This window comes from Salicola sp. AFF1, from assembly GCF_056783195.1.
The window spans coordinates 1-18,081 of sequence record NZ_JBXAYL010000012.1 but is presented as its reverse complement, the minus strand read 5'-3'; the positions used below and the strand labels follow the sequence as shown (position 1 = coordinate 18,081).

17 protein-coding genes are annotated in these 18,081 nt (G+C 60.9%); 10 read left to right on the top strand and 7 right to left on the bottom strand.

All coding sequences use genetic code 11. The annotated features are described in order from the left end of the window. Nucleotides 1-66: 66 nt before the first annotated feature. On the bottom strand, nucleotides 67-1,626 hold the full coding sequence (locus AC1RQI_RS09865; RefSeq protein WP_481904629.1) for a bifunctional aminoglycoside phosphotransferase/ATP-binding protein: 1,560 nt from the start codon (nucleotides 1,624-1,626) through the stop codon (nucleotides 67-69). A 104-nt stretch (nucleotides 1,627-1,730) separates the two neighbouring features. Here AC1RQI_RS09865 and mrcB point away from each other — a divergent pair, with 104 nt between their 5' ends. Next, a complete protein-coding gene (mrcB, locus tag AC1RQI_RS09860; protein WP_481904628.1) occupies nucleotides 1,731-4,025 on the top strand; it encodes a penicillin-binding protein 1B in 2,295 nt (764 codons plus the stop codon). Between the two features lie 14 nt (nucleotides 4,026-4,039). Beyond that, nucleotides 4,040-4,573, top strand: a complete 534-nt coding sequence (locus AC1RQI_RS09855; protein WP_481904627.1) for a tetratricopeptide repeat protein — start codon at nucleotides 4,040-4,042, stop codon at nucleotides 4,571-4,573. A 21-nt stretch (nucleotides 4,574-4,594) separates the two neighbouring features. Here AC1RQI_RS09855 and AC1RQI_RS09850 read toward each other — a convergent pair whose 3' ends face one another. Beyond that, nucleotides 4,595-5,488, bottom strand: coding sequence for a DUF4382 domain-containing protein (locus AC1RQI_RS09850; protein ID WP_481904626.1), 894 nt, complete (start codon nucleotides 5,486-5,488; stop codon nucleotides 4,595-4,597). Nucleotides 5,489-5,669: 181 nt separating this feature from the next. On the opposite strand from AC1RQI_RS09850, the gene AC1RQI_RS09845 reads away from it, so the two are divergent. The 3 genes from AC1RQI_RS09845 to AC1RQI_RS09835 all read left to right on the top strand — a co-directional run bounded on the left by AC1RQI_RS09845 (nucleotide 5,670) and on the right by AC1RQI_RS09835 (nucleotide 8,682). Further along, on the top strand, nucleotides 5,670-6,221 hold the full coding sequence (locus tag AC1RQI_RS09845) for an RNA polymerase sigma factor (protein WP_416633522.1): 552 nt from the start codon (nucleotides 5,670-5,672) through the stop codon (nucleotides 6,219-6,221). Nucleotides 6,222-6,258: 37 nt separating this feature from the next. Then, complete coding sequence (locus AC1RQI_RS09840) at nucleotides 6,259-6,897, top strand: anti-sigma factor family protein (protein WP_481904625.1); 639 nt, start codon at nucleotides 6,259-6,261, stop codon at nucleotides 6,895-6,897. Between the two features lie 492 nt (nucleotides 6,898-7,389). Continuing rightward, on the top strand, nucleotides 7,390-8,682 hold the full coding sequence (locus tag AC1RQI_RS09835; protein WP_481904624.1) for a tetratricopeptide repeat protein: 1,293 nt from the start codon (nucleotides 7,390-7,392) through the stop codon (nucleotides 8,680-8,682). A 6-nt stretch (nucleotides 8,683-8,688) separates the two neighbouring features. Here AC1RQI_RS09835 and hemL read toward each other — a convergent pair whose 3' ends face one another. The 3 genes from hemL to hemJ are packed head-to-tail and all read right to left on the bottom strand — an operon-like array spanning nucleotide 8,689 to nucleotide 11,058. Continuing rightward, nucleotides 8,689-9,969 (bottom strand): glutamate-1-semialdehyde 2,1-aminomutase, encoded by a 1,281-nt coding sequence (gene hemL, locus AC1RQI_RS09830; RefSeq protein WP_481904623.1) that lies wholly within the window; start codon nucleotides 9,967-9,969, stop codon nucleotides 8,689-8,691. Next, nucleotides 9,966-10,607, bottom strand: a complete 642-nt coding sequence (thiE, locus tag AC1RQI_RS09825) for a thiamine phosphate synthase (RefSeq protein WP_481904622.1) — start codon at nucleotides 10,605-10,607, stop codon at nucleotides 9,966-9,968. The genes hemL and thiE overlap by 4 nt, the downstream gene beginning before the upstream one ends. Nucleotides 10,608-10,635: 28 nt before the next feature. Further along, nucleotides 10,636-11,058 (bottom strand): protoporphyrinogen oxidase HemJ, encoded by a 423-nt coding sequence (gene hemJ / locus AC1RQI_RS09820; RefSeq protein WP_481904621.1) that lies wholly within the window; start codon nucleotides 11,056-11,058, stop codon nucleotides 10,636-10,638. 92 nt (nucleotides 11,059-11,150) lie between these two features. Between hemJ and argC the strand changes: the two genes are divergently transcribed. The 4 genes from argC to erpA all read left to right on the top strand — a co-directional run bounded on the left by argC (nucleotide 11,151) and on the right by erpA (nucleotide 13,902). Next, nucleotides 11,151-12,185: an N-acetyl-gamma-glutamyl-phosphate reductase gene (gene argC / locus AC1RQI_RS09815; RefSeq protein ID WP_481904620.1), complete on the top strand. Its 1,035-nt coding sequence runs from the start codon at nucleotides 11,151-11,153 to the stop codon at nucleotides 12,183-12,185. A gap of 10 nt (nucleotides 12,186-12,195) precedes the next feature. Beyond that, a complete protein-coding gene (locus AC1RQI_RS09810) occupies nucleotides 12,196-12,963 on the top strand; it encodes a DUF6776 family protein (protein WP_481904619.1) in 768 nt (255 codons plus the stop codon). Continuing rightward, on the top strand, nucleotides 12,935-13,456 hold the full coding sequence (locus tag AC1RQI_RS09805; RefSeq protein ID WP_481904618.1) for a bactofilin family protein: 522 nt from the start codon (nucleotides 12,935-12,937) through the stop codon (nucleotides 13,454-13,456). Before AC1RQI_RS09810 ends, AC1RQI_RS09805 begins: the two co-directional genes overlap by 29 nt. Before the next feature lie 92 nt (nucleotides 13,457-13,548). Continuing rightward, nucleotides 13,549-13,902 (top strand): iron-sulfur cluster insertion protein ErpA, encoded by a 354-nt coding sequence (gene erpA / locus AC1RQI_RS09800; RefSeq protein WP_481904617.1) that lies wholly within the window; start codon nucleotides 13,549-13,551, stop codon nucleotides 13,900-13,902. Here erpA and AC1RQI_RS09795 read toward each other — a convergent pair. Then, nucleotides 13,892-15,022, bottom strand: a complete 1,131-nt coding sequence (locus AC1RQI_RS09795; RefSeq protein WP_481904616.1) for an anhydro-N-acetylmuramic acid kinase — start codon at nucleotides 15,020-15,022, stop codon at nucleotides 13,892-13,894. The two genes, erpA and AC1RQI_RS09795, sit on opposite strands and share 11 nt — an antisense overlap. Next, nucleotides 15,023-16,483 carry a peptidoglycan DD-metalloendopeptidase family protein gene (locus AC1RQI_RS09790; protein ID WP_481904615.1) on the bottom strand — a complete coding sequence of 487 codons (1,461 nt, stop codon included), beginning with the start codon at nucleotides 16,481-16,483 and terminating at the stop codon, nucleotides 15,023-15,025. Nucleotides 16,484-16,762: 279 nt separating this feature from the next. Here AC1RQI_RS09790 and tyrS point away from each other — a divergent pair, with 279 nt between their 5' ends. Next, on the top strand, nucleotides 16,763-17,962 hold the full coding sequence (tyrS, locus tag AC1RQI_RS09785; protein ID WP_481904614.1) for a tyrosine--tRNA ligase: 1,200 nt from the start codon (nucleotides 16,763-16,765) through the stop codon (nucleotides 17,960-17,962). Nucleotides 17,963-18,081: the final 119 nt, after the last annotated feature.

Below are 18,081 nucleotides of genomic sequence, written 5' to 3'. Positions count from 1 at the left end.
ATCCAGGGTTGTGCGACTTGCCTCTCCCAGTATAGTGCCTTGTCTGCGGGCTGCCACAGGGCCGATCTACTGACGATAGGGCACTGGGGGCAGGGTCTGGAGCAATGCGTCCATGGCCCCCGGCCTGTCAGTGTGGATATGGATGGTGTGGCTGCGCTCGCTGTCCCCTATAGGCTCCGCCGTACTCAGCTGGTGTTCAAGCACAGCCTCATCGGCTTCGGAGACTTCTCCCTTACGCTCGGCCCGTTCGCGGATCCGCTCGCGCAGAACGGACTCCGGTGCCTCGCAGGCGAGCAGTACAAAGGGTGTGGCCAGTGATTCCGCCACTTCCGCCAGACCATCCCGTTCATGCTGGCGCAGTGCCGCGGCATCCACAATGACGGGGTAGCCGGCGCTCAGGATCTGGTATGCCAACGATTCCAGGCGCTTATAGGTTTTTTCAGAGGCTTGCGGTGTGTAGATTCCGGCGTCCTGGGCGGAGTCGCTGGCGTCTTTTGGGCCGAGTCCATACAGGCGTTTGCGCTCAACATCGGAACGCAGCCGTATCATGTTGAACTGCTCCGCCAGCGCGGCACTGAACAGGGACTTGCCACTGGCGGAATAACCGGTGGTTGCCGCCAGCCAGGGCTGGGGGATCAGTGAGTAATGCTCGGCCAGCTGGGCGTAGCGCCGATAACGCTGGAGGTTGTGCAGCCAGTCTTCGTGGGTGTCTGCGGGGCTGAGCAGAGCGATCTTGGCGCGCACCATGGCGCGGTAGGCGCTGAACAGGCGCAGCAGCGCCAGGGCATCAAAGTCCCCGCTGTGTTCCAGGTACTGGTTGAGTACCCGGGTGGCCCAGGCGGGATGGCCGCGGCTTTCGAGGTCCATCAGGAGGAAGGCCAGGTCATTGGCGGTATCAATCCAACGGAATTCAGGGTTGAACTCGATGCAGTCGAACACCGTGATCCGGCCTTCGAAAAGGGCGATGTTGCCCAGGTGCAGATCGCCGTGGCACTCCCGAACCCGTCCGTTGGCAAGGCGTTGCTGAATGCGTTCCCGTTGCTGCTCAAAGGTATCCCGGGTCCATTCCAGAAGCGCCTGCGCCTGTTTACGGTCGCTGGGATCGTCCAGCCGATCCAGAGCCGTGGTGAAGTTAGCCTCCATGGCTTCTTTCAGCACATCCGGTTGGCCCATAGGGCTGTCTGGGGCAAGCGAGGGGATTGATTCGTGAAACCCCGCCACGCGCTCGGCGAGTTCATCCAGATGCTCCGCGGTCAGCTCACCCCGCTCACTCAACTGGTCCAGGGTCTGTTCGGGGTCGAACTGGCGCATGCGCACCGCGTATTCGATGGGCATGCCGTTGCCGTTAACGGCTGGTGCTTGTGGGCTGCCGGAGATCGGTACCACGGCTTCATAGACGGGCTCCGCAAGCCGGCGGTTGAGCCGCAGTTCTTCTTCGCAGTAATGCTTACGGGCGCTGAGTTCGCGGAAATCCAGAAACCCCAGGTCAAGGGGTTTCTTGACCTTGTAGACGTATTCGCCGGTCAGCAGCACCCAGGAAATGTGGGTTTCAATCAGGCGGATAGTGCTGACGGGGTGAGGGTATCGCTCCGGGGCCTGTAAGGCACTGATCAACCCTGATTCCATTCCACGGCTCCTGAAAGGATGTTCTGACATCATAACGGGGACGTCATGATTTGAACATGAAACGGACCATGACGTGGCGTTTCAGAGCGCTATAATCGGCGCCTATGGCAAAAACAGGCAAAAAACAGGATAAGCGCCGCGCCCGAGGTTTCATCGGGCTGCTCTGGCGACTGGGGCTGGTGGCAACCTTGGTTCTGGCCGCCTGGACCATCTATCTGGATGTCCAGGTGACCTCCCGGTTCGAGGATCACCGGTGGGAGATCCCCTCGCGCGTGTACGCCCGTCCCCTGGAACTCTATGAAGGGAGGTCGCTTGAGGCCGGGGCCTTGGCAAAGGAGCTGGATGCCCTCGGGTATAAAGCTGTGAACGGCACACCGGATAATGCGGGTGAGTTCCTGCGCCAGGGAGGCCGGTTTCGTATCCGGACCCGTGGATTCCGGTTCCCGGATGGTGAGGCGCCTGAGCGGACGCTGCGTCTGAGGGTTGCCAACGGTACCATCGCTGGCTTTGAGGCCTCGGATGGAGCGGCGCTCGCGCGTCTGGCGCCCCGCCGTATTGCCAGTATCTATCCCGGTCATGGAGAGGACCGTGTGCTGGTGCAGCTGGAGGACCAGCCGGAGTTGTTCCGGGAAACATTATTAACAGTTGAGGACCGCGGGTTTGAGTCCCATTACGGGGTGGCGCCCACGGCCATTGCGCGGGCACTGCTTGCGAACCTGCGGGCTGGGCGGGTGGTTCAGGGTGGCAGTACACTCACCCAGCAGCTGGTCAAAAACTTCTGGCTTTCCAGCGAGCAAACCTACTGGCGCAAGTTCAATGAAGCCATTATGGCGGTGTTGCTGGAGCTGCGCTATTCCAAGGAGGCCATCCTTGAGGCCTACATGAATGAGGCCTATCTGGGGCAGTCCGGCACCCGGGCCATCCATGGCTTTGGGCTGGCAAGCCGGTTCTGGTTTGCCAAGCCCTTCAGCGAGCTGGAACTCCATGAAACCGCGCTGCTCGTGGGGATGGTGCGTGGACCGGGGTATTACAATCCACGCACCAGGCCTGAACAGGCACGGGCAAGGCGGGATCTGGTACTGGATCTGCTCGCCGACCGGGGCTTGATTACGGACTCAAGGGCGGCGTCGCTCAAGAAGCGGACCCTGGATGTGGCAAGTGCTCCGGATCAGGACACCCACCGTTACCCTGCCTTTATGGAGCTGGTGCGTGAGCATCTCGCCCGCGATTATCGGAACGAGGATCTGGAAACTGCTGGCCTTCGCGTCTTTACCACCCTGAACCCTCGCCTCCAGGAGGTGGCTGAGTCCAGAGCCAGCAGTATGATGGCGGCTCTGGAGCAAGGGCAGGCAACGGGCGCCCTTCAAGGCGCGGTTGTTATTACCGGGCGTGAAAGTGGTGAAGTTGAGGCCTTGGTGGGGGGGCGCGATAGCCGCTTCCCGGGATTCAACCGGGCGATGAACGCCAGTCGGCCGATCGGATCTCTGGTCAAGCCTGCGACCTATCTCACGGCTCTGGAAAAGCCGTCGCGGTACACGCTGATTTCGCCGCTCAAGGATGAGGCATTCCGCCTGGAGTTTGAAAACGGCAAGACCTGGTCGCCGGCCAACTTCAGTGGTAAGTCCCATGGTCAGGTACCGCTTCACCGGGCGCTTTCCCATTCCTACAATCAGGCCAGCGTCCGGCTTGGGCTGGATCTGGGGCTGCCCGAGGTAACCGAAACCCTGAAGCGGCTGGGGGCAGAGGGTGAGCTGCGTCAGTACCCCTCCATGCTTCTTGGAAGCCTGGAGATGACGCCTCTGGAGGTGGCTCGCATGTACCAGACCATCGCTTCGGGTGGCTTCCGGGTTCCGTTGCGCAGTATCCGCAGTGTAACGACACCGGATGGTGAGGTGTTGTCACGTTATGATCTGGAGATGGAGCAGGTGGTTGAGCCGGGACCGGCGCACCTGCTGCATTACGCCATGCAGGAGGTGATGCGCGAAGGCACGGGCAGCTCCGTGTACAATCTCATTCCGGAGCGAGTGCATACCGCTGGCAAGACGGGTACAACTGACCAGGGTCGTGACAGCTGGTTTGCGGGCTTTACAGGGGATCACCTGGGCGTGGTCTGGGTTGGGGGCGATGATTACGATGCAACCAGCCTGACCGGCAGCACCGGTGCGCTGCAGATCTGGGGCCGGATCATGGCTGAAGGCACCACCAGGGCGTTCTCCCCGGTGGTGCCCGAGTCGGTGGCGTACCATTGGATCGACACAGCTACCGGCGGTATCACAGCGCAACAGTGTGAAGGCGCAAGACGCATCCCCTTCATACAGGGTTCGGAGCCCCAGCAGGAGGTCCCCTGCAGTGACAGTATGGGCGGACGTATCCAGCGGTGGTTCCAGCAGGTGTTCTGAGAGAGGTAAGTCGAATGATGGTTCAACCCTGGTTAAAGTGGCCCACCCTGGGTATTGCGGTGGTGCTACTGGCAGGCTGCAGCGTCCGGTATGCCCCGCCTGAACGGGAGGACGAAGCGCCCATTGGCAAGCGAACGGAGGACGCTGAGCCTGCGAGGGAGCCTGCTGAAAAGCGTCAACCCGAGAAATCTCAACAAGTGGAGCGCCAGAGAGATACCGGCGGCGGGGTTCCTGAGGCAGCGAAAGGACTACTGGGGTCTGCGGATGCTGCTCTGGCGGCTGGTGACGGAGGCCGGGCCCTGGATCTGGTCCAGAGGGCACAGCGCATCGCCCCGGATGCTGCGGCGGTCTATTACGCCCTTGGCCGGGTGCATCGCCAGCAGGGCAATCTCGCCCGTGCTGAGCAGTTCGTGCTCAAAGGCATCAGCAAGGCCGGTAATGATGGGACGCTTCGGGATAAAGGGTGGTCTGAACTGGCTGGGATCCGCGCCCGCCTGGGCGACCAGGCGGGTGCGGAGGCAGCCAGGGAACGGGCCGGGCAGCGCTAGCCCGGCTCCCGCTTTGGCCGGTTACTGGTTAGCGCTCAGGTTATGCTCCGTTGTCTCACCGGCTGTAACGGAAACGGTCTCTCCGGAGCTGAAGGCGAGGTCCTCGTCCTGTTCGTTGTCATCGGCATCACAGGTGTGACTCAGGGTATAGTCCCCCTCTTCAAGGAACGCGGCCGTGTAGACAAAATCGCTGGTCTCGGAGTCGGTTTCCACAGTGGCGATCGACAGCGGTTCATTGTCGCTGCCAAGGTCGCCAATGGTGGCCTCGGCGCCTGTGTAGACGTAGACCAGGCCGCCATCGTTCTCGCAGTCTGAGAGCAGGTTGGAGCCGACCTGGCCACTGATGGTGCCTGTTTCCAGATTGTTCACGAGCCTCAACACAGGATTGAGCAGGTAGTCCGCGTTGTCCGGGGTCTCGCCCTGGGGATTCACGATGGATTTACTGGCATCGAAATCGATTGTATAGCTTGTCTGACTGTTCTGGGCGACGGTAAAACCGGAGGTCTTGAGGCCGGTCTGTTCGCCCGAGGGAATGAACAGGGTCTTCTCACCTTCGCTGTCCTCAACGCTGAGGTTATCGGTATCCAGCTTGAGGCGCATCCAGTTGTATTCGCCTGCGGGCACTCTCTGGTTTTCCAGAAGGGCAACGCTGTCGCCGTTCTGGTAATTCAGAAGGTCGAGGTTCTTGGGACTGTCGAATTCAAAGGATACCCGGTCTCCGTCCGCGGGTTGGAGCGCTACGCCGGTCACCGTGATGTTCACGGCGTTGAATTGCTGTGTTGGCGCATCCGTCAGCGCTAGGGAGAAAGTGCCCTCGTCGCCTGAAGAAGAGGAATCGGAATCGCACCCGCTAAGGCCCGCTGTGGAAACGGCAAGCATCGCAATGGTGAGTGGTTTTAATGTATTGGTTATCATAATCATCTCCATTTTATTAAACTTTCGGATTCCTGATGCCTGATATGGCATCTGGGTATTCCCACGCATGCGCAGCGCTAGCGGTTCCGGTATGCGAGTTACAGAAAATTCATGGTGAGGCGTTTCAGTCTCTGGTCTTTGCTACAGCCGACCGCACCGCGACCCAGGCAGGTGGTATCTCTTGTTTTTCAGTCGTTCCCAGGCACGAATCTTTGATGAGCTGGTTAGGCCGCATATGCGGAGTCTTTATCGGTTGGCGCATCGTCTGACGGGCAATCCGGCTGACGCGGAGGATCTGGTGCAGGATGTAATGGTCAAGCTTTATCCTCGCACCCAGGAGCTGCAGTCTGTTGATGATCTTCGTCCCTGGCTCAATCGGGTACTCTATCGCCAGTTTGTGGACCGGGATCGCAGGGGGAAGCGTCGTCGCGAGCAAGCATTGAGCGATATGGGGACGCTTGATAACCATCAGGAGTTTCTGGATGGTTACCCGGGGTCAAGTCTGGAGCCACTGGCGGAGATGGAAAGGGGGCAGGCGGGACGGTTGGTCCAGGAGGCGCTGGCCGAGCTGTCGCCCGACCAACGGGCATTGTTGATCCTGTACGATGTGGAAGGCTGGGAGCAGCAGGCGATTGCCGCCGTGCTGGACGTGGCGCCGGGCACGGTCAAGTCCCGGCTTCACCGCTGCCGCCAGAAACTGCGTGAGATTCTGGCAAAACGGATGGAACCCTAGGCCGTGCTGTGGCGTGTGTACCATTAGGGGGATGAGCATGAAATGTGATGAGCTGGCTGCCTATATTGAGGGCTATTGCGATGGCGTCCTCAGCCCCGGTGAGCGGGAAGCCGTGGAGGCTCACGTGGCGGTTTGCGGGCAATGCGCGCGTCGGGTTTGCGCAGAGCAGCGCTGGCGGGAGCTGCTGCGGGAGCCGGTCACAGCGGAGCCGGATTCCGGATTCGAGGGGCGGGTTCTGGCTTCAGTGCACGGCGGCGGCGATGCCCGGCGACGCTGGAGTACGCCTGTTGTGGCGGCTGCCATGGCAGCATGCCTGGCTGTTGGGTTGCTCATTGGCCAATGGGGGCTGCCCTTGCAAGAGGAATCGCAACCCCCGACAGTTGTAGGGCCGGTGGCGGATGATCGGGTAAAAACCGTGCGTCTGGCGTTTGAGTCCGATAAAGCGTTGCAGAATGTGACATTAACCATAGAGATGCCGCCTAATGCGGAAATCGCTTCATTTCCGGGAGAGCGTCGCCTCAGCTGGGAAGTGGATCTGAAGCGCGGTGAAAACCTGCTGGCGTTGCCGGTGAGGACGCTTTTCCCCGGCGAGGGTGAACTCGTCGCCCGTATTCGTCATGGCGACAAGGAGCGGAGTTTTCGTGCTCCGATCCAGGGTCGCGACAGGAGTGGCTGAGGTGATGTGATGAGAGTTTGGCTGAGTCCGCTGTTTGCGATAGCACTTATGAGCTGGGGGACGGCCCATGCTGAAACGGATCTGGATGTGACCATGCGGATGGTGCCTGAGGATGAACCGGTGTCTGATAATGTGGTGCGTCGTATTGAATTACCTGATGGAGCGCCAGGTGAATCCGCCGCGGTTTCTCGCAAAGGACTTGATCGGGCAGCTCAAGCGCCCCGGAGCGTTCGTGAGGGAGTGGATCGGGCCCGTGAGCAGGGGCGGCGTCTGGGGGAATCCCCGGGGGAATCTGCACGCCCTGCGTCCCAGGTTTCACAGCACCCGGAGAAAGGGGCTCAATCAGGACCGGACGTCCCCACTTCGGAGCAGTCACATCCTGATGGGCCTGGCCAGCACTGACCCCAGCAACGCCGTCTGCTAGAGCCTGGGAGCCCGTAGGGAATCGATTTGATCAGGTCTGGACCCGCCTTCAGCTGCATGTGGCTTCGTTTGCGCCACGTTCTGCTCCTGTTACCCGTTCTCGTCATGCCAGCGATGGCCTGCGCACAGGCCGGAGACGAGCTTTCATCCCGTGCTCGCGCCGCCTTCCAGGCTGGTCGCTACAGTCAGGCGGCGCGTTTGTTTGAGCGGGCCCTGACGGACACGTCAGAAACAGAGGGGCTGCTCTACAACCTGGCCGTGGCGTGGTTCCGTGCCGGGCGGCTTGATAAGGCGGAGCGCCGTTTCCGGCAGCTACTGTCGGTTTCGGATAGTCCGGCGCTGATCCATTACAACCTGGGCCTGGTGGCGCTGGAAGGGGAGCGGAAGGTGGCGGCTCGGGCGCACTTTTCCGAGGCTCTGGCCACAGACCGTGACGGTCGTATCGCCAGCCTGGCTGCTGAGCAGCTTGACCGGCTGGGGGAGACCGCCAGCAACAGTGAACCTGATCAGGGGCGTGCTTTTGTGCGGGCGGTTGGTGGGTATGAACACAACCTGAACCTGGCCGGGGACCGCCGCGCGGAGGCAGCCTCACCATTTCAGGAAGCAGTCGCATGGGGGCAGCGAACGCTGAGGCAATGGCATGGGGGGCGGGTTTCCGTTTCAGGGCTCGTTGACTATCGTCATTACAGCGGCCATGAAGGGGCGGATGAGGGCGTTGCCGAGCCGGGGGTGGCTTTGTCGTATCCATTGGCCCCTATGGTGACAGCCGGTGTGGAAGCAGAGTTTGAGTGGCAATGGCTCGATGGGGAGCGTGTTTATCGGCGTACGGAGTCCTCTCTCTTTCTGGATTGGTGGCCGGGTAAGGGGCTGGTTCAGTTTGAGGCTGGCAGGGCTGGTGTGAATGCAGGAGCGGCTTTTCCGGAGCTTGATGGCAGTGACCAGTTTGCGAGCGTGGATTACAGGCGGCCTCTTACGGATACAGTAACGGCGTCCGCGGGGTACAGCTGGACTGAGGAAAACCGGGACGGTCTCGTGCTCAAGGACGATTTCTACAGCGCCTCGCCAGTTCGCCATCGCTTTGAAGGTGCTCTGGCATTCCGGCCAGTGGCTCAGTGGCGGCTTTCCGCTGGGATGACTTACCGTCTTTCCCGTTACCAGGAAGCGGAAATGCGGGCTGGGACGCGGGTCGAGCGGCGTCAGGAGGAGCGCTGGCGCCTGCATCTGGGGGCGGACTGGCAGGTGCATCCGGACTGGCACCTGACGCTTGGGGCTGAGTGGGAAACCAATCACGCGCGCCTGGAATACCGCGACTACCGCCGTATGGAGGCGCGGGTCGGGATCCGGCGCGCGTTCCGGTGGTGACTCGGCTCAGAGCTGGGCCATGGCCTCATCTGCCGCTTGCAGTGTTGCGTCAATGTCCGCTTCCGTGTGGGCCCCGGAGACAAAGCCGGCCTCGAACGCCGCGGGCGCCAGGTAGACGCCGCGCTCCAGCATGGCGTGGAAGAAACGCCCAAAACGGTCGGTGTCGCAGTTAACCACGTGCTCGAAGCGCGTTACTTCCGGCTGGTCCGTGAAGAAGAGTCCGAACATGCCGCCAGCGCCCTGGACCTTCAGCGGGATGCCGTGTTTCTTCGCCACCTCGCGCAAACCATCCATCAATTGGCGGGTGCGCGCTTGCAGCTGCTCGTGGAAGCCCGGTTCTGAGAGGCCCTCCAGGGTGGCCAGGCCTGCGCGCATGGCCAGCGGGTTGCCGGAGAGGGTGCCCGCCTGGTAGACCGGTCCAAGGGGCGCCAGGTGGCGCATGAGCTCTCGTTTACCACCAAGGGCGCCCACGGGAAGGCCACCGCCGATGATCTTGCCCAGAGCAGTCAGGTCCGGTGTAATGCCGTAGTGCTGCTGGGCGCCGCCCGGGGCAACGCGGAAGCCGGACATCACCTCATCGAAGATCAGAACGCTGCCATGGCGGTCGCAGATCTCGCGCAGCCCTTCCAGGAATCCGGGGACAGGCGGGACACAGTTCATGTTGCCTGCCACCGGTTCCACAATAATGCCCGCGATCTCATCACCGTATTCGCTGAAGATGGTTTCCACGCTCTTCAGGTCATTAAAGGTAGCGGTAAGGGTCTGTTCCGCCAGAGCCTGTGGGATGCCAGGGGAGTTGGGCTGGCCCAGGGTCAGCGCTCCCGAGCCTGCCTTGACCAGCAGCGAGTCCACGTGGCCATGATAGTTGCCTTCGAATTTCAGGATCCGGTTCCGGCCGGTATAGCCACGCGCCAGCCGGATGGCGCTCATGGTGGCTTCGGTGCCGGAGTTGGCCATGCGAACCATCTCCACAGAGGGCACCAGCTCGCAGATTTTCTGCGCCATCGCGGTTTCCGTTGAACTCGGGGCACCGTAACCGGTGCCATGAGTGAGCTGGTCCCGGAGCGCCTCGATTACGGCGGGAGCGGCATGGCCAAGGATCATGGGGCCCCAGCTGCCGACATAGTCGATATAGCGTTTGTCGTCTTCATCCCAAAGGTACGGGCCTTCCGCCTGCTTGAAGAAGATGGGGGTGCCGCCTACGCCCTTGAAGGCTCGCACAGGGGAGTTGACCCCGCCCGGGATGTATTGGCTGGCCTGTTCGAACAAGGTGTCCGATTGACTCATGAGAAGACTCCTGTAGCAAAAAGTTGGGTGAACTCGCGGGCGCGCGCCTCGATATCCGGCGCCGAAAAAAGCCCGTTGATGACCGCGATCAGATCCGCTCCCGCCTGGATCAGGTGGGGCGCGTTGTCCGTGGTAATGCCGCCGATGGCAACCCTGGGCAGCCCTAGTATGGCTGCCTGGCCCAGCACGTCCGCAGAAGCGGGAGAGGCCGCTCCCTTGGTAAGGGAGGGGAAAAAACGCCCGAAGGCGAGGTAGTCCGCTGTTCCCTCAGCCTGGTCGCGGGCCCGCTCAAAATCGCCGTGGCAGGTAACGCCAATGATGGCCTGCGGACCCAGTATCTGGCGAGCCTGTTCGGGCATTGTGTCCTCCAGTCCCAGGTGGACCCCGGCCGCACCCACCTGCTGGGCCAGGGCCACGTCATCGTTCACGATCAGCGGGCGTTGCCAGCGTTGGCAGATCGTAACCAGCTGCTGGGCAATAGCCCGGCGCTGTTCGTGGTCAGACCGTTTGTCCCGATACTGGATCATGACAGCCCCGCCGGCCAGGGCCTGTTCCACCGCGTCCACGATGCGTTCGTCCGGTAACAGCTGGCTGTCTGTTACGGCATAAAGGCCCTGTGTGGGCATACGGTCAGCCATGGGTGCGGCTCCTTTCGGGCAGTAGGCATCAGAAGGGTCTCAGTACGGCAAGCAGAATGATCGCGACCAGTAGCAGTACCGGCGCCTCGTTGATCCACCGGAAGAAGACATGGCCGTGGGGGTTGCGGCCCTCCCGGAACAGTCGGACAAAACGGCCGCACCACAGGTGGTAGGCCACCAGTACGGCGATGAGCAGTAGCTTGGTGTGGAGCCAGCCCTGCTGGAGGTAATGACCCGGGTTGAACCCGATGAGCCAGATGCCGAAGATCAGGGTTGCGACCATGGATGGGGTCATGATGCCGCGGTACAGTTTGCGCTCCATGGTCTGGAAACGCTGCTGGCCGGGCTCGTCTTCGGTCATGGCGTGATAGACGAACAGGCGCGGTAGATAGAAAATGCCGGCGAACCAGGTCACCATGGCCATGAGATGAAATGCCTTGATCCAGAGCAACGCAACGCCCTCAACCGACTGAATGATTCAGGCATGGTACAATGCTCCGTTCTGGGCGCCAACGAGCCAATCAAAACAGAGGAGGCCGAACTGTGATCACAGTGGGTATCGTCGGGGGAACCGGCTACACGGGCGTTGAGCTGCTGCGGCTGCTGGCGCTTCATTCGGGCGTGGAGGTGGCGCTGATTACTTCCCGCTCGGAGGCCGGACGCCCGGTAGCGGATCTGTTCCCGAGTCTTCGGGGTCACTGTGACTTGGTCTTTGAGGATCCGGAGGACCAGCGTCTGGCTGAGTGCGATCTGGTTTTCTTCGCCACGCCCAACGCGGTGGCCATGCACAGCGTTGGGACCTTGGTGGCGCAGGGGGTCAAAGTGGTGGACCTGTCGGCCGACTTCCGGCTCCAGGACCGTGAAGTCTGGGAGCACTGGTACGGAACCCCCCATACTGCGGCGGACCTTCTGCAGGAAGCGGTTTACGGGTTGCCCGAGGTTAACCGGGAGGCCATCCGCCAGGCCCGTTTGGTAGCGAATCCCGGGTGTTATGCGACCACGATCCAGCTGGGGTTCCTCCCCATGATTGAAGCCGGCGTCGTCGACCCGTCGCGGCTGATCGCTGACGGTAAATCCGGAGCCAGCGGCGGCGGTCGGCAGGCGCGTATGGGGATGCTGTTGGGCGAGGCCGGCGAGAGTTTTAGGGCCTATGCGGCTTCCGGGCATCGGCATCTGCCGGAGATTGAGCAGGGGCTACGCATGATGCGGGCGGAAGTGATGCCGCAGGTGACGTTCGTTCCCCACCTTGTGCCCATGGTGCGAGGCATTGAAGCCACCCTCTATGCGGAGGTTACGGATGCGGGCGCGGATTTCCAGTCCATCTATGAAGCGCGTTTCTGTGATGAGCCTTTCGTGGACGTGATGCCCTGGGGGTCGCTGCCTGAGACACGTTCGGTGCGCGGCGAGAATACCTGCCGGATGGCCCTTCACCGCCAACCGGGTCAGAATCGGATCATTGTCAGCTCTGTGACCGATAATCTGGTCAAAGGGGCGGCCGGCCAGGCCATCCAGAACATGAACCTGATGTGTGGCCTGGATGAGCGCGAAGGGCTGAAGGCGCCCGCGCTTTTGCCTTGAGGCTGGCTCCATGACGCATCCCGGTGCATCTGAAGAGCTGGTACTGGTCCGCAAGCGGCGTGGGCAACGGTTGCGGCGTTTGCTGATCCTCATTGGATTTTCTGTTGTCTCTGGTGTCACGGGCTTCATGCTTGGGAGTGGTCAGTACCGGGCCCGTTTTGAGGCAGCCCACGAGGGGGTTGAGTCTTTACGCCAGGAGAGGGATTCGCTGCGGAAAAAGGTGACGGAATACCGCGAGAAACTGGTCAGACTGGAGCGTGACCAGGAAGTGGATAACCACAGCCTGCGGGAAGCCCAGAATACGATCCAGAAGCTGGAGCGACAGTTGAAGGAGCGGAAGTCTGAAATCAGCTTCTACAAGAGCATCATGGCGCCCGAAGATCTGGAAAGCGGACTGCAGGTGTTCCGGATGGATCTGGATCCCACCAGTAACCCTGACCGCTGGCGCTATAACCTCGTATTGACCCAGATTGGTGACAACAACCGTTTTATCTCCGGTCATGTGAAGGTGCATCTTGTGGGCTATGTTGGAGAGGAACGGCAGCGGTTGCCGTTGCAACAGATTTCGGCATCGCGTGAGGCCAATGACATCGAGTTCCGGTTCCGCTACTTCCAGTCGGTGGATGGCGAGATGATCATTCCCGAGCAGTTTGAGCCCGACGCTATCCAGGTCAAAGCGGTTACGGACAACGGTCGGCAAACGTCCGAGCGTGAATTTTTCTGGCAGGACAAAACAGGGGGCGAGGCGGATGTTTCGCAAATCCAAAACAACCCGTAAGCGTACGGGGCAATACGACACACTGATTTCAAACAAGATGGCCATTACCGGGGACGTCCACTTTTCCGGTGGGCTGCATATTGATGGCCGTGTTGAGGGGACGGTCTATGCCGAAGAAGGGGCGGATGCTGTTCTCCGCATCAGTGACGTTGGTGAGGTTGCCGGCGACGTTTATGCGCCCCATATCATTATCAACGGTACTGTGCACGGCAACGTCTATTCATCGGAGGACCTTGAACTGGCGTCCAAGGCCTCCATTAATGGGAACGTGTATTACCATCTGATTGAGATGGCAATGGGGGCCGCAGTCAATGGTAACCTGCTAAAACAGCGTGAGGGGAGCGTCCCCGGTGGCTCCCGCACCTTGCCCTCAGGGGATCGCCCAGATCCGCACGCCAGTGGGGATAATGAGGGCACGGCTTCCTTCGCGGATGAGCAAGGGCGGGAAGACAGCCAGCAAGACGCCCCCCTGGAACGGGTATCAGGGGCGTGATGCGGGTAAGAAGCAAACAATCAGGCTTGTCAGTCCTGCATCCGCTTTACATAATGGTGTGAGTGATTAAACCAGCAATCGGGAGTCATCGCATGGGCGCGGTTCAGGAACAGGCAGCAGTACCGGTGTTTTTCAGTGAGTCAGCCGTGACACGTGTGCGTGAGCTGATTGACGAGGAAGGTAACCCTCATCTCAAGCTGCGCGTTTTCATTACGGGCGGCGGGTGTTCCGGGTTCCAGTACGGCTTTACCTTCGATGAGGAACAGGCTGCCGATGATGCGGCAGTGGAGCGTGACGGCGTGACTCTGCTGGTGGATCCGCTGAGCTACCAGTATCTGGTGGGCGCCACGGTCGACTATGAAGAGGATCTGATGGGGGCCCAGTTCCGGGTTCAGAACCCGAACGCGACGAGCACCTGTGGCTGCGGCTCTTCCTTCAGTATCTGAGGTCCCCGGAGTGACCGGGCCAGATCCCACCCAGCACCCTGGGGCCGGTGGCGCCGGTTGCCGTGGGCACGTTGCCGGGAGCACCCTGAAGGCGCTGGCGTGCCAGCCAGGCGAAAGCCGCTCCCTCAACGCACTGCGGATCCAGGCCTAGCGCATCACTGGTATCCACCCTGCTCCGGGGGAGAAGATCGGCAATGCGCTCGCAAAGTAGAGGGTTGAAAGCGCCCCCGCCCGCGAGGAAGACTTCCTCCGCGCCAGCGGCATTGATGGCCTGCGTTATCGTTACCGCTGTCAGTTCCAGCAACGTTCTTTGCACATCCTCCGGGCTGGGCGTCTCGTGTAGTGCGGTGAGATGCACTTCCAGCCATTGCTCATGGAAATATTCCCGACCGGTACTTTTGGGGGGCTCCTTAGAGAAGTACGGATCTGCCAGGAACGATGCCAGTAGGGAGGCATTGACCCGCCCTGACGCCGCCCATTCGCCCTTATTATCAAACGGGTGGCCCAGGTGACGCTCACACCATAGATCCATCAGCCGGTTCGCCGGGCCTGTATCGTGGCCATGGGGAGGCGTGTCGTCATCCGGGATCAGGGTGATGTTGGCAATGCCGCCTAGATTGACCAGGCAGCGCGTGTGCCCGCTGCAGCGAAACAGCCAGTTGTGGAACGCTGGTGCCAGGGGCGCGCCCTCACCGCCAGCGGCAAGGTCGCGCCTGCGAAAGTCACTCACCGTCGTGATGCCCGTGCTCTCGGCAATACGGTTGGGATCACCGATCTGGAGCGTAAAGGGGCAGGCCCCCTGGGTACGGTGCTGGATGGTCTGGCCGTGGCTGCCAATGGCGGTAATGGCATCGGGCGCCAGGCCTGCGTTTTCAATAACCGCCAGGGCGCATTCGGCGAAAGCCCGTCCCAGCCGAACGTCAGCCTCGCCAATCAGTGATGGTGTGCCCTGGTCGCTGGCCAGGGTTGCCAGCTGATTGCGGAGCTTGTCCGGGAAGGCATGGCTGGCGTGCCAGCTTGCTGTAATCCCTTCGTTGCTGAATCCCGCCAGAACAGCATCGATCCCGTCCATGCTGGTTCCGGACATAAGACCGATGTACCACTCTGGTTGGTCAGCCATTCATTCCTCGGCCAGTGCAATCTGGAAGGATTCGTCTTCTTCCGAAAGCCGCGCCAGACGCGGGTTCACCTGGGCATGGAATTGCGCCATCCTATCCTCCGGGATGGGCTCCGCGTCTGGCAGGCTCACGTGCAGTGGATTCCGCGGTTGACCGCTGATCCGGTATTCGTAGTGCAGGTGCGGTCCGGTTGCCAGGCCACTCATCCCTACATAGGCGATGACCTCGCCCTGCTGGACACTTTGTCCACGGTGCAGCCCACGTTTGTAGCTGCGGAGATGGCTGTAGACGGTAGTGACCTCATTGCCATGATCAATGCGAACCGTCTTGCCGTACCCGCCGTCCCGGCCCACGTAGGTGATACGGCCATCTCCCGAAGCCTTGACTGGTGTGCCGGGTGATGCGGCGAAGTCCGTTCCCTCATGGGGACGGGTGCGGTTGAGGATGGGGTGGCGCCGGTTCATATCGAAATGGGACGAGATGCGCTGGTATTGAAGCGGGGCGCGCAGGAACGCCTTGCGCAAGCTTTCGCCCTGGGGCGTGTAATAGTCGCTGTGACCGTTGGCATCCGTATAAAGGGCCGCGGAGTAGGTCTTGCCCCGGTTGGTGAAGGTGGCAGCGAGAATGCGTCCATAGCCAATCATCTCGCCATCGAGGTACTGTTCTTCATACAGTACACCGAAGCGGTCACCCTTGCGCAGGTCCCGGGAAAAGTCCACCCGCCAGCCAAAGATGCGCGAGAGTTTGTTCCGGATCTTGGTGCCGAGGCCGGCACGGTTCGCTGCCAGGATGTAGGAGGTCTGGATTTCGCCATTGGCATAGGCCAGCTCCACTTCGGGCTCGCGCATTTCCTCAAGGGTGTGGAAGCCGTCGTCCTTGCGGATGGCCTTGAGTTTGGTGGTGCGGCTGTTATGCAGGACCAGCATCGCCAGCTTGCCGTCCTCATCAAAGCCAAACTCGACCTCGCGCCCCACACGCAGGCGGGACAGCTTGTCCGTTTTCCCTTCACCATTAAGAATGCGGTACATTTTCCGGTCATTGAGACCGGCCTGGCCGAAGAGCGAAGACAGGGAGTCGCCGCGCTCGATCGTGAAGCGCTGCCATTCCAGATCTTTTGCGCTGGGGCCGTCATTCTTGACGCTGGTGGTGGCTGAGGCAGTGCCGGAAGGCCCCTCGGGTTTTGGCACGTTGGTCAGGTTGACGCCGAGCATGCTCTGGAGGTCCGGCGCTGGGCCGTTGACCGTTGCTGCGCGCGCCGGCGTAACCAGACCGGCTTGCGCGAATGTCCGGCCGTCGGGTTGTTGGTTGCGGGAAAGGGTCGGAATGGGCTCTGGATCGAAGGTTGTCGTGGTTCGGCTCTGTTCGTTGCGGTCGCTGCCGGAGCTGGCCAGCAGGGTGACGCCAACCAGTGCGGCCAGCCCGGCAAGGGCAGCGATATGGGTTCCCGGGAAATGTCTGAGCACGGTTACACCCTGTTGTTTCAGTTTTGGGGCAAACTCTTGGGGCAAGTTCGCAGAATTATTCGAAGTATAATGAAAACAGCGGCGGGCGCAAAAAAATAGACGGGGCATGTTGGCGGGTACAACCTGATTTGCGCTTTCCTGTTACAATGGCAGGCTCTGCAAATGCCCGCGACACAAAGCGAATTCGCTGGAATTACCAATGTGTTAATGGTCTGTGAAAATTGTCAGCGTGTGTAGCGGGTAGGCCCCGCCTGAACCGAATGGAGTAGAAAAGGATCCATGACGAGCATTGATGACGCCATTACCCAGGTCCACCGAGGCGTGGATGAGCTTATCCCTGAGGAAGACTTGGCCGAGAAGCTGCGCAGCGGCCGCCGGCTCCGGGTCAAGGCTGGCTTCGACCCTACGGCCCCGGACCTTCACCTGGGCCATACCGTGCTTCTCAACAAGCTGAGGCAGTTCCAGGAGTTGGGGCATGAGGTTATTTTCCTGATCGGCGACTTTACCGGGATGATCGGGGATCCCAGCGGCAAGAGTGCTACGCGCCCACCGCTGTCCGAAGAGGAGGTGGCAAGGAATGCCGAGACCTACAAGGAGCAAGTGTTCAGGGTGCTTGATCCGGAGAAGACCCGGGTGGTCTTCAACTCAAGCTGGATGAATGACCTGGGTGCGGCCGATATGATCCGGTTGGCCAGTCAGTATACCGTTGCCCGCATGCTTGAGCGTGATGATTTTCATAAGCGCTATGAGGCGAACGAGTCCATTGCCATCCATGAATTCCTGTATCCACTGGTCCAGGGGTATGACTCGGTGGCGCTGGAAGCGGATGTTGAGCTGGGGGGTACGGATCAGAAGTTCAATCTGCTCATGGGGCGCCACCTGCAGCGTCACTATGACCAGGAGCCCCAGGTGGTCCTGACGATGCCCATCCTGGAGGGGCTGGATGGCGTCCAGAAGATGTCCAAGTCGCTGGGCAACTATGTCGGGATCACGGACTCGCCAGGGCAGATGTACAGTCGCCTTCTTTCGGTGCCGGATGAGCTGGTTTGGCGTTACTTTGAGCTGCTGACGCTGAAGCCGATGGAGGAGGTGAATGCGCTGCGGCAACAGGTAGAAGAAGAAGGATTGAACCCGCAAGAGGCCAAGAAGGCGCTTGCGCACTGGTTGATCAGTCGCTATCACGGTAAAGAGGAAGCCGATAATGCCCATCGTTCGGCGGGGAACAGGGTTGAGTTCGGCGAGATTCCTGACAATGTGCCCGAGGTGACCGTGGAAGCAAGCGGTCAGCCGGAGTTGTTCGTGGTGAGTCTGCTGAAGCAGGCCGGGCTGGCCCAGGGTGGCGCGGCCAAGGACGTTGTGAAGCAGGGTGCGGTCTATGTGGATGGCGAGCCACTCGGGAATCGACAGGCGCTGCCCGCGGGCCATACCTATGTCATCCAGGCTGGCCGAAAGAAGATCGCGCGGGTCCACATCCAGTAATGGGGGTGGTTTTGGGAAAGGGAATTAAGTCCCCTGTTGACTCCATGCGCTGAGGGTGTATTATGCGCATCTCTTTCGGGGCAAAGGGGTCCGGCGGCGGCGACAAGCTGCGGCGGTCC

What these genes read in the sequence shown, in the direction of transcription:
- AC1RQI_RS09865 (WP_481904629.1), bottom strand. Translation starts at nt 1,626, where the DNA reads ATGGAATCAGGGTTGATCAGTGCCTTACAGGCCCCGGAGCGATACCCT.
- mrcB (WP_481904628.1), top strand. Translation starts at nt 1,731, where the DNA reads ATGGCAAAAACAGGCAAAAAACAGGATAAGCGCCGCGCCCGAGGTTTC.
- AC1RQI_RS09855 (WP_481904627.1), top strand. Translation starts at nt 4,040, where the DNA reads ATGATGGTTCAACCCTGGTTAAAGTGGCCCACCCTGGGTATTGCGGTG.
- AC1RQI_RS09850 (WP_481904626.1), bottom strand. Translation starts at nt 5,488, where the DNA reads ATGATAACCAATACATTAAAACCACTCACCATTGCGATGCTTGCCGTT.
- AC1RQI_RS09840 (WP_481904625.1), top strand. Translation starts at nt 6,259, where the DNA reads ATGAAATGTGATGAGCTGGCTGCCTATATTGAGGGCTATTGCGATGGC.
- hemL (WP_481904623.1), bottom strand. Translation starts at nt 9,969, where the DNA reads ATGAGTCAATCGGACACCTTGTTCGAACAGGCCAGCCAATACATCCCG.
- thiE (WP_481904622.1), bottom strand. Translation starts at nt 10,607, where the DNA reads ATGGCTGACCGTATGCCCACACAGGGCCTTTATGCCGTAACAGACAGC.
- AC1RQI_RS09810 (WP_481904619.1), top strand. Translation starts at nt 12,196, where the DNA reads ATGACGCATCCCGGTGCATCTGAAGAGCTGGTACTGGTCCGCAAGCGG.
- AC1RQI_RS09805 (WP_481904618.1), top strand. Translation starts at nt 12,935, where the DNA reads ATGTTTCGCAAATCCAAAACAACCCGTAAGCGTACGGGGCAATACGAC.
- erpA (WP_481904617.1), top strand. Translation starts at nt 13,549, where the DNA reads ATGGGCGCGGTTCAGGAACAGGCAGCAGTACCGGTGTTTTTCAGTGAG.
- AC1RQI_RS09795 (WP_481904616.1), bottom strand. Translation starts at nt 15,022, where the DNA reads ATGGCTGACCAACCAGAGTGGTACATCGGTCTTATGTCCGGAACCAGC.
- tyrS (WP_481904614.1), top strand. Translation starts at nt 16,763, where the DNA reads ATGACGAGCATTGATGACGCCATTACCCAGGTCCACCGAGGCGTGGAT.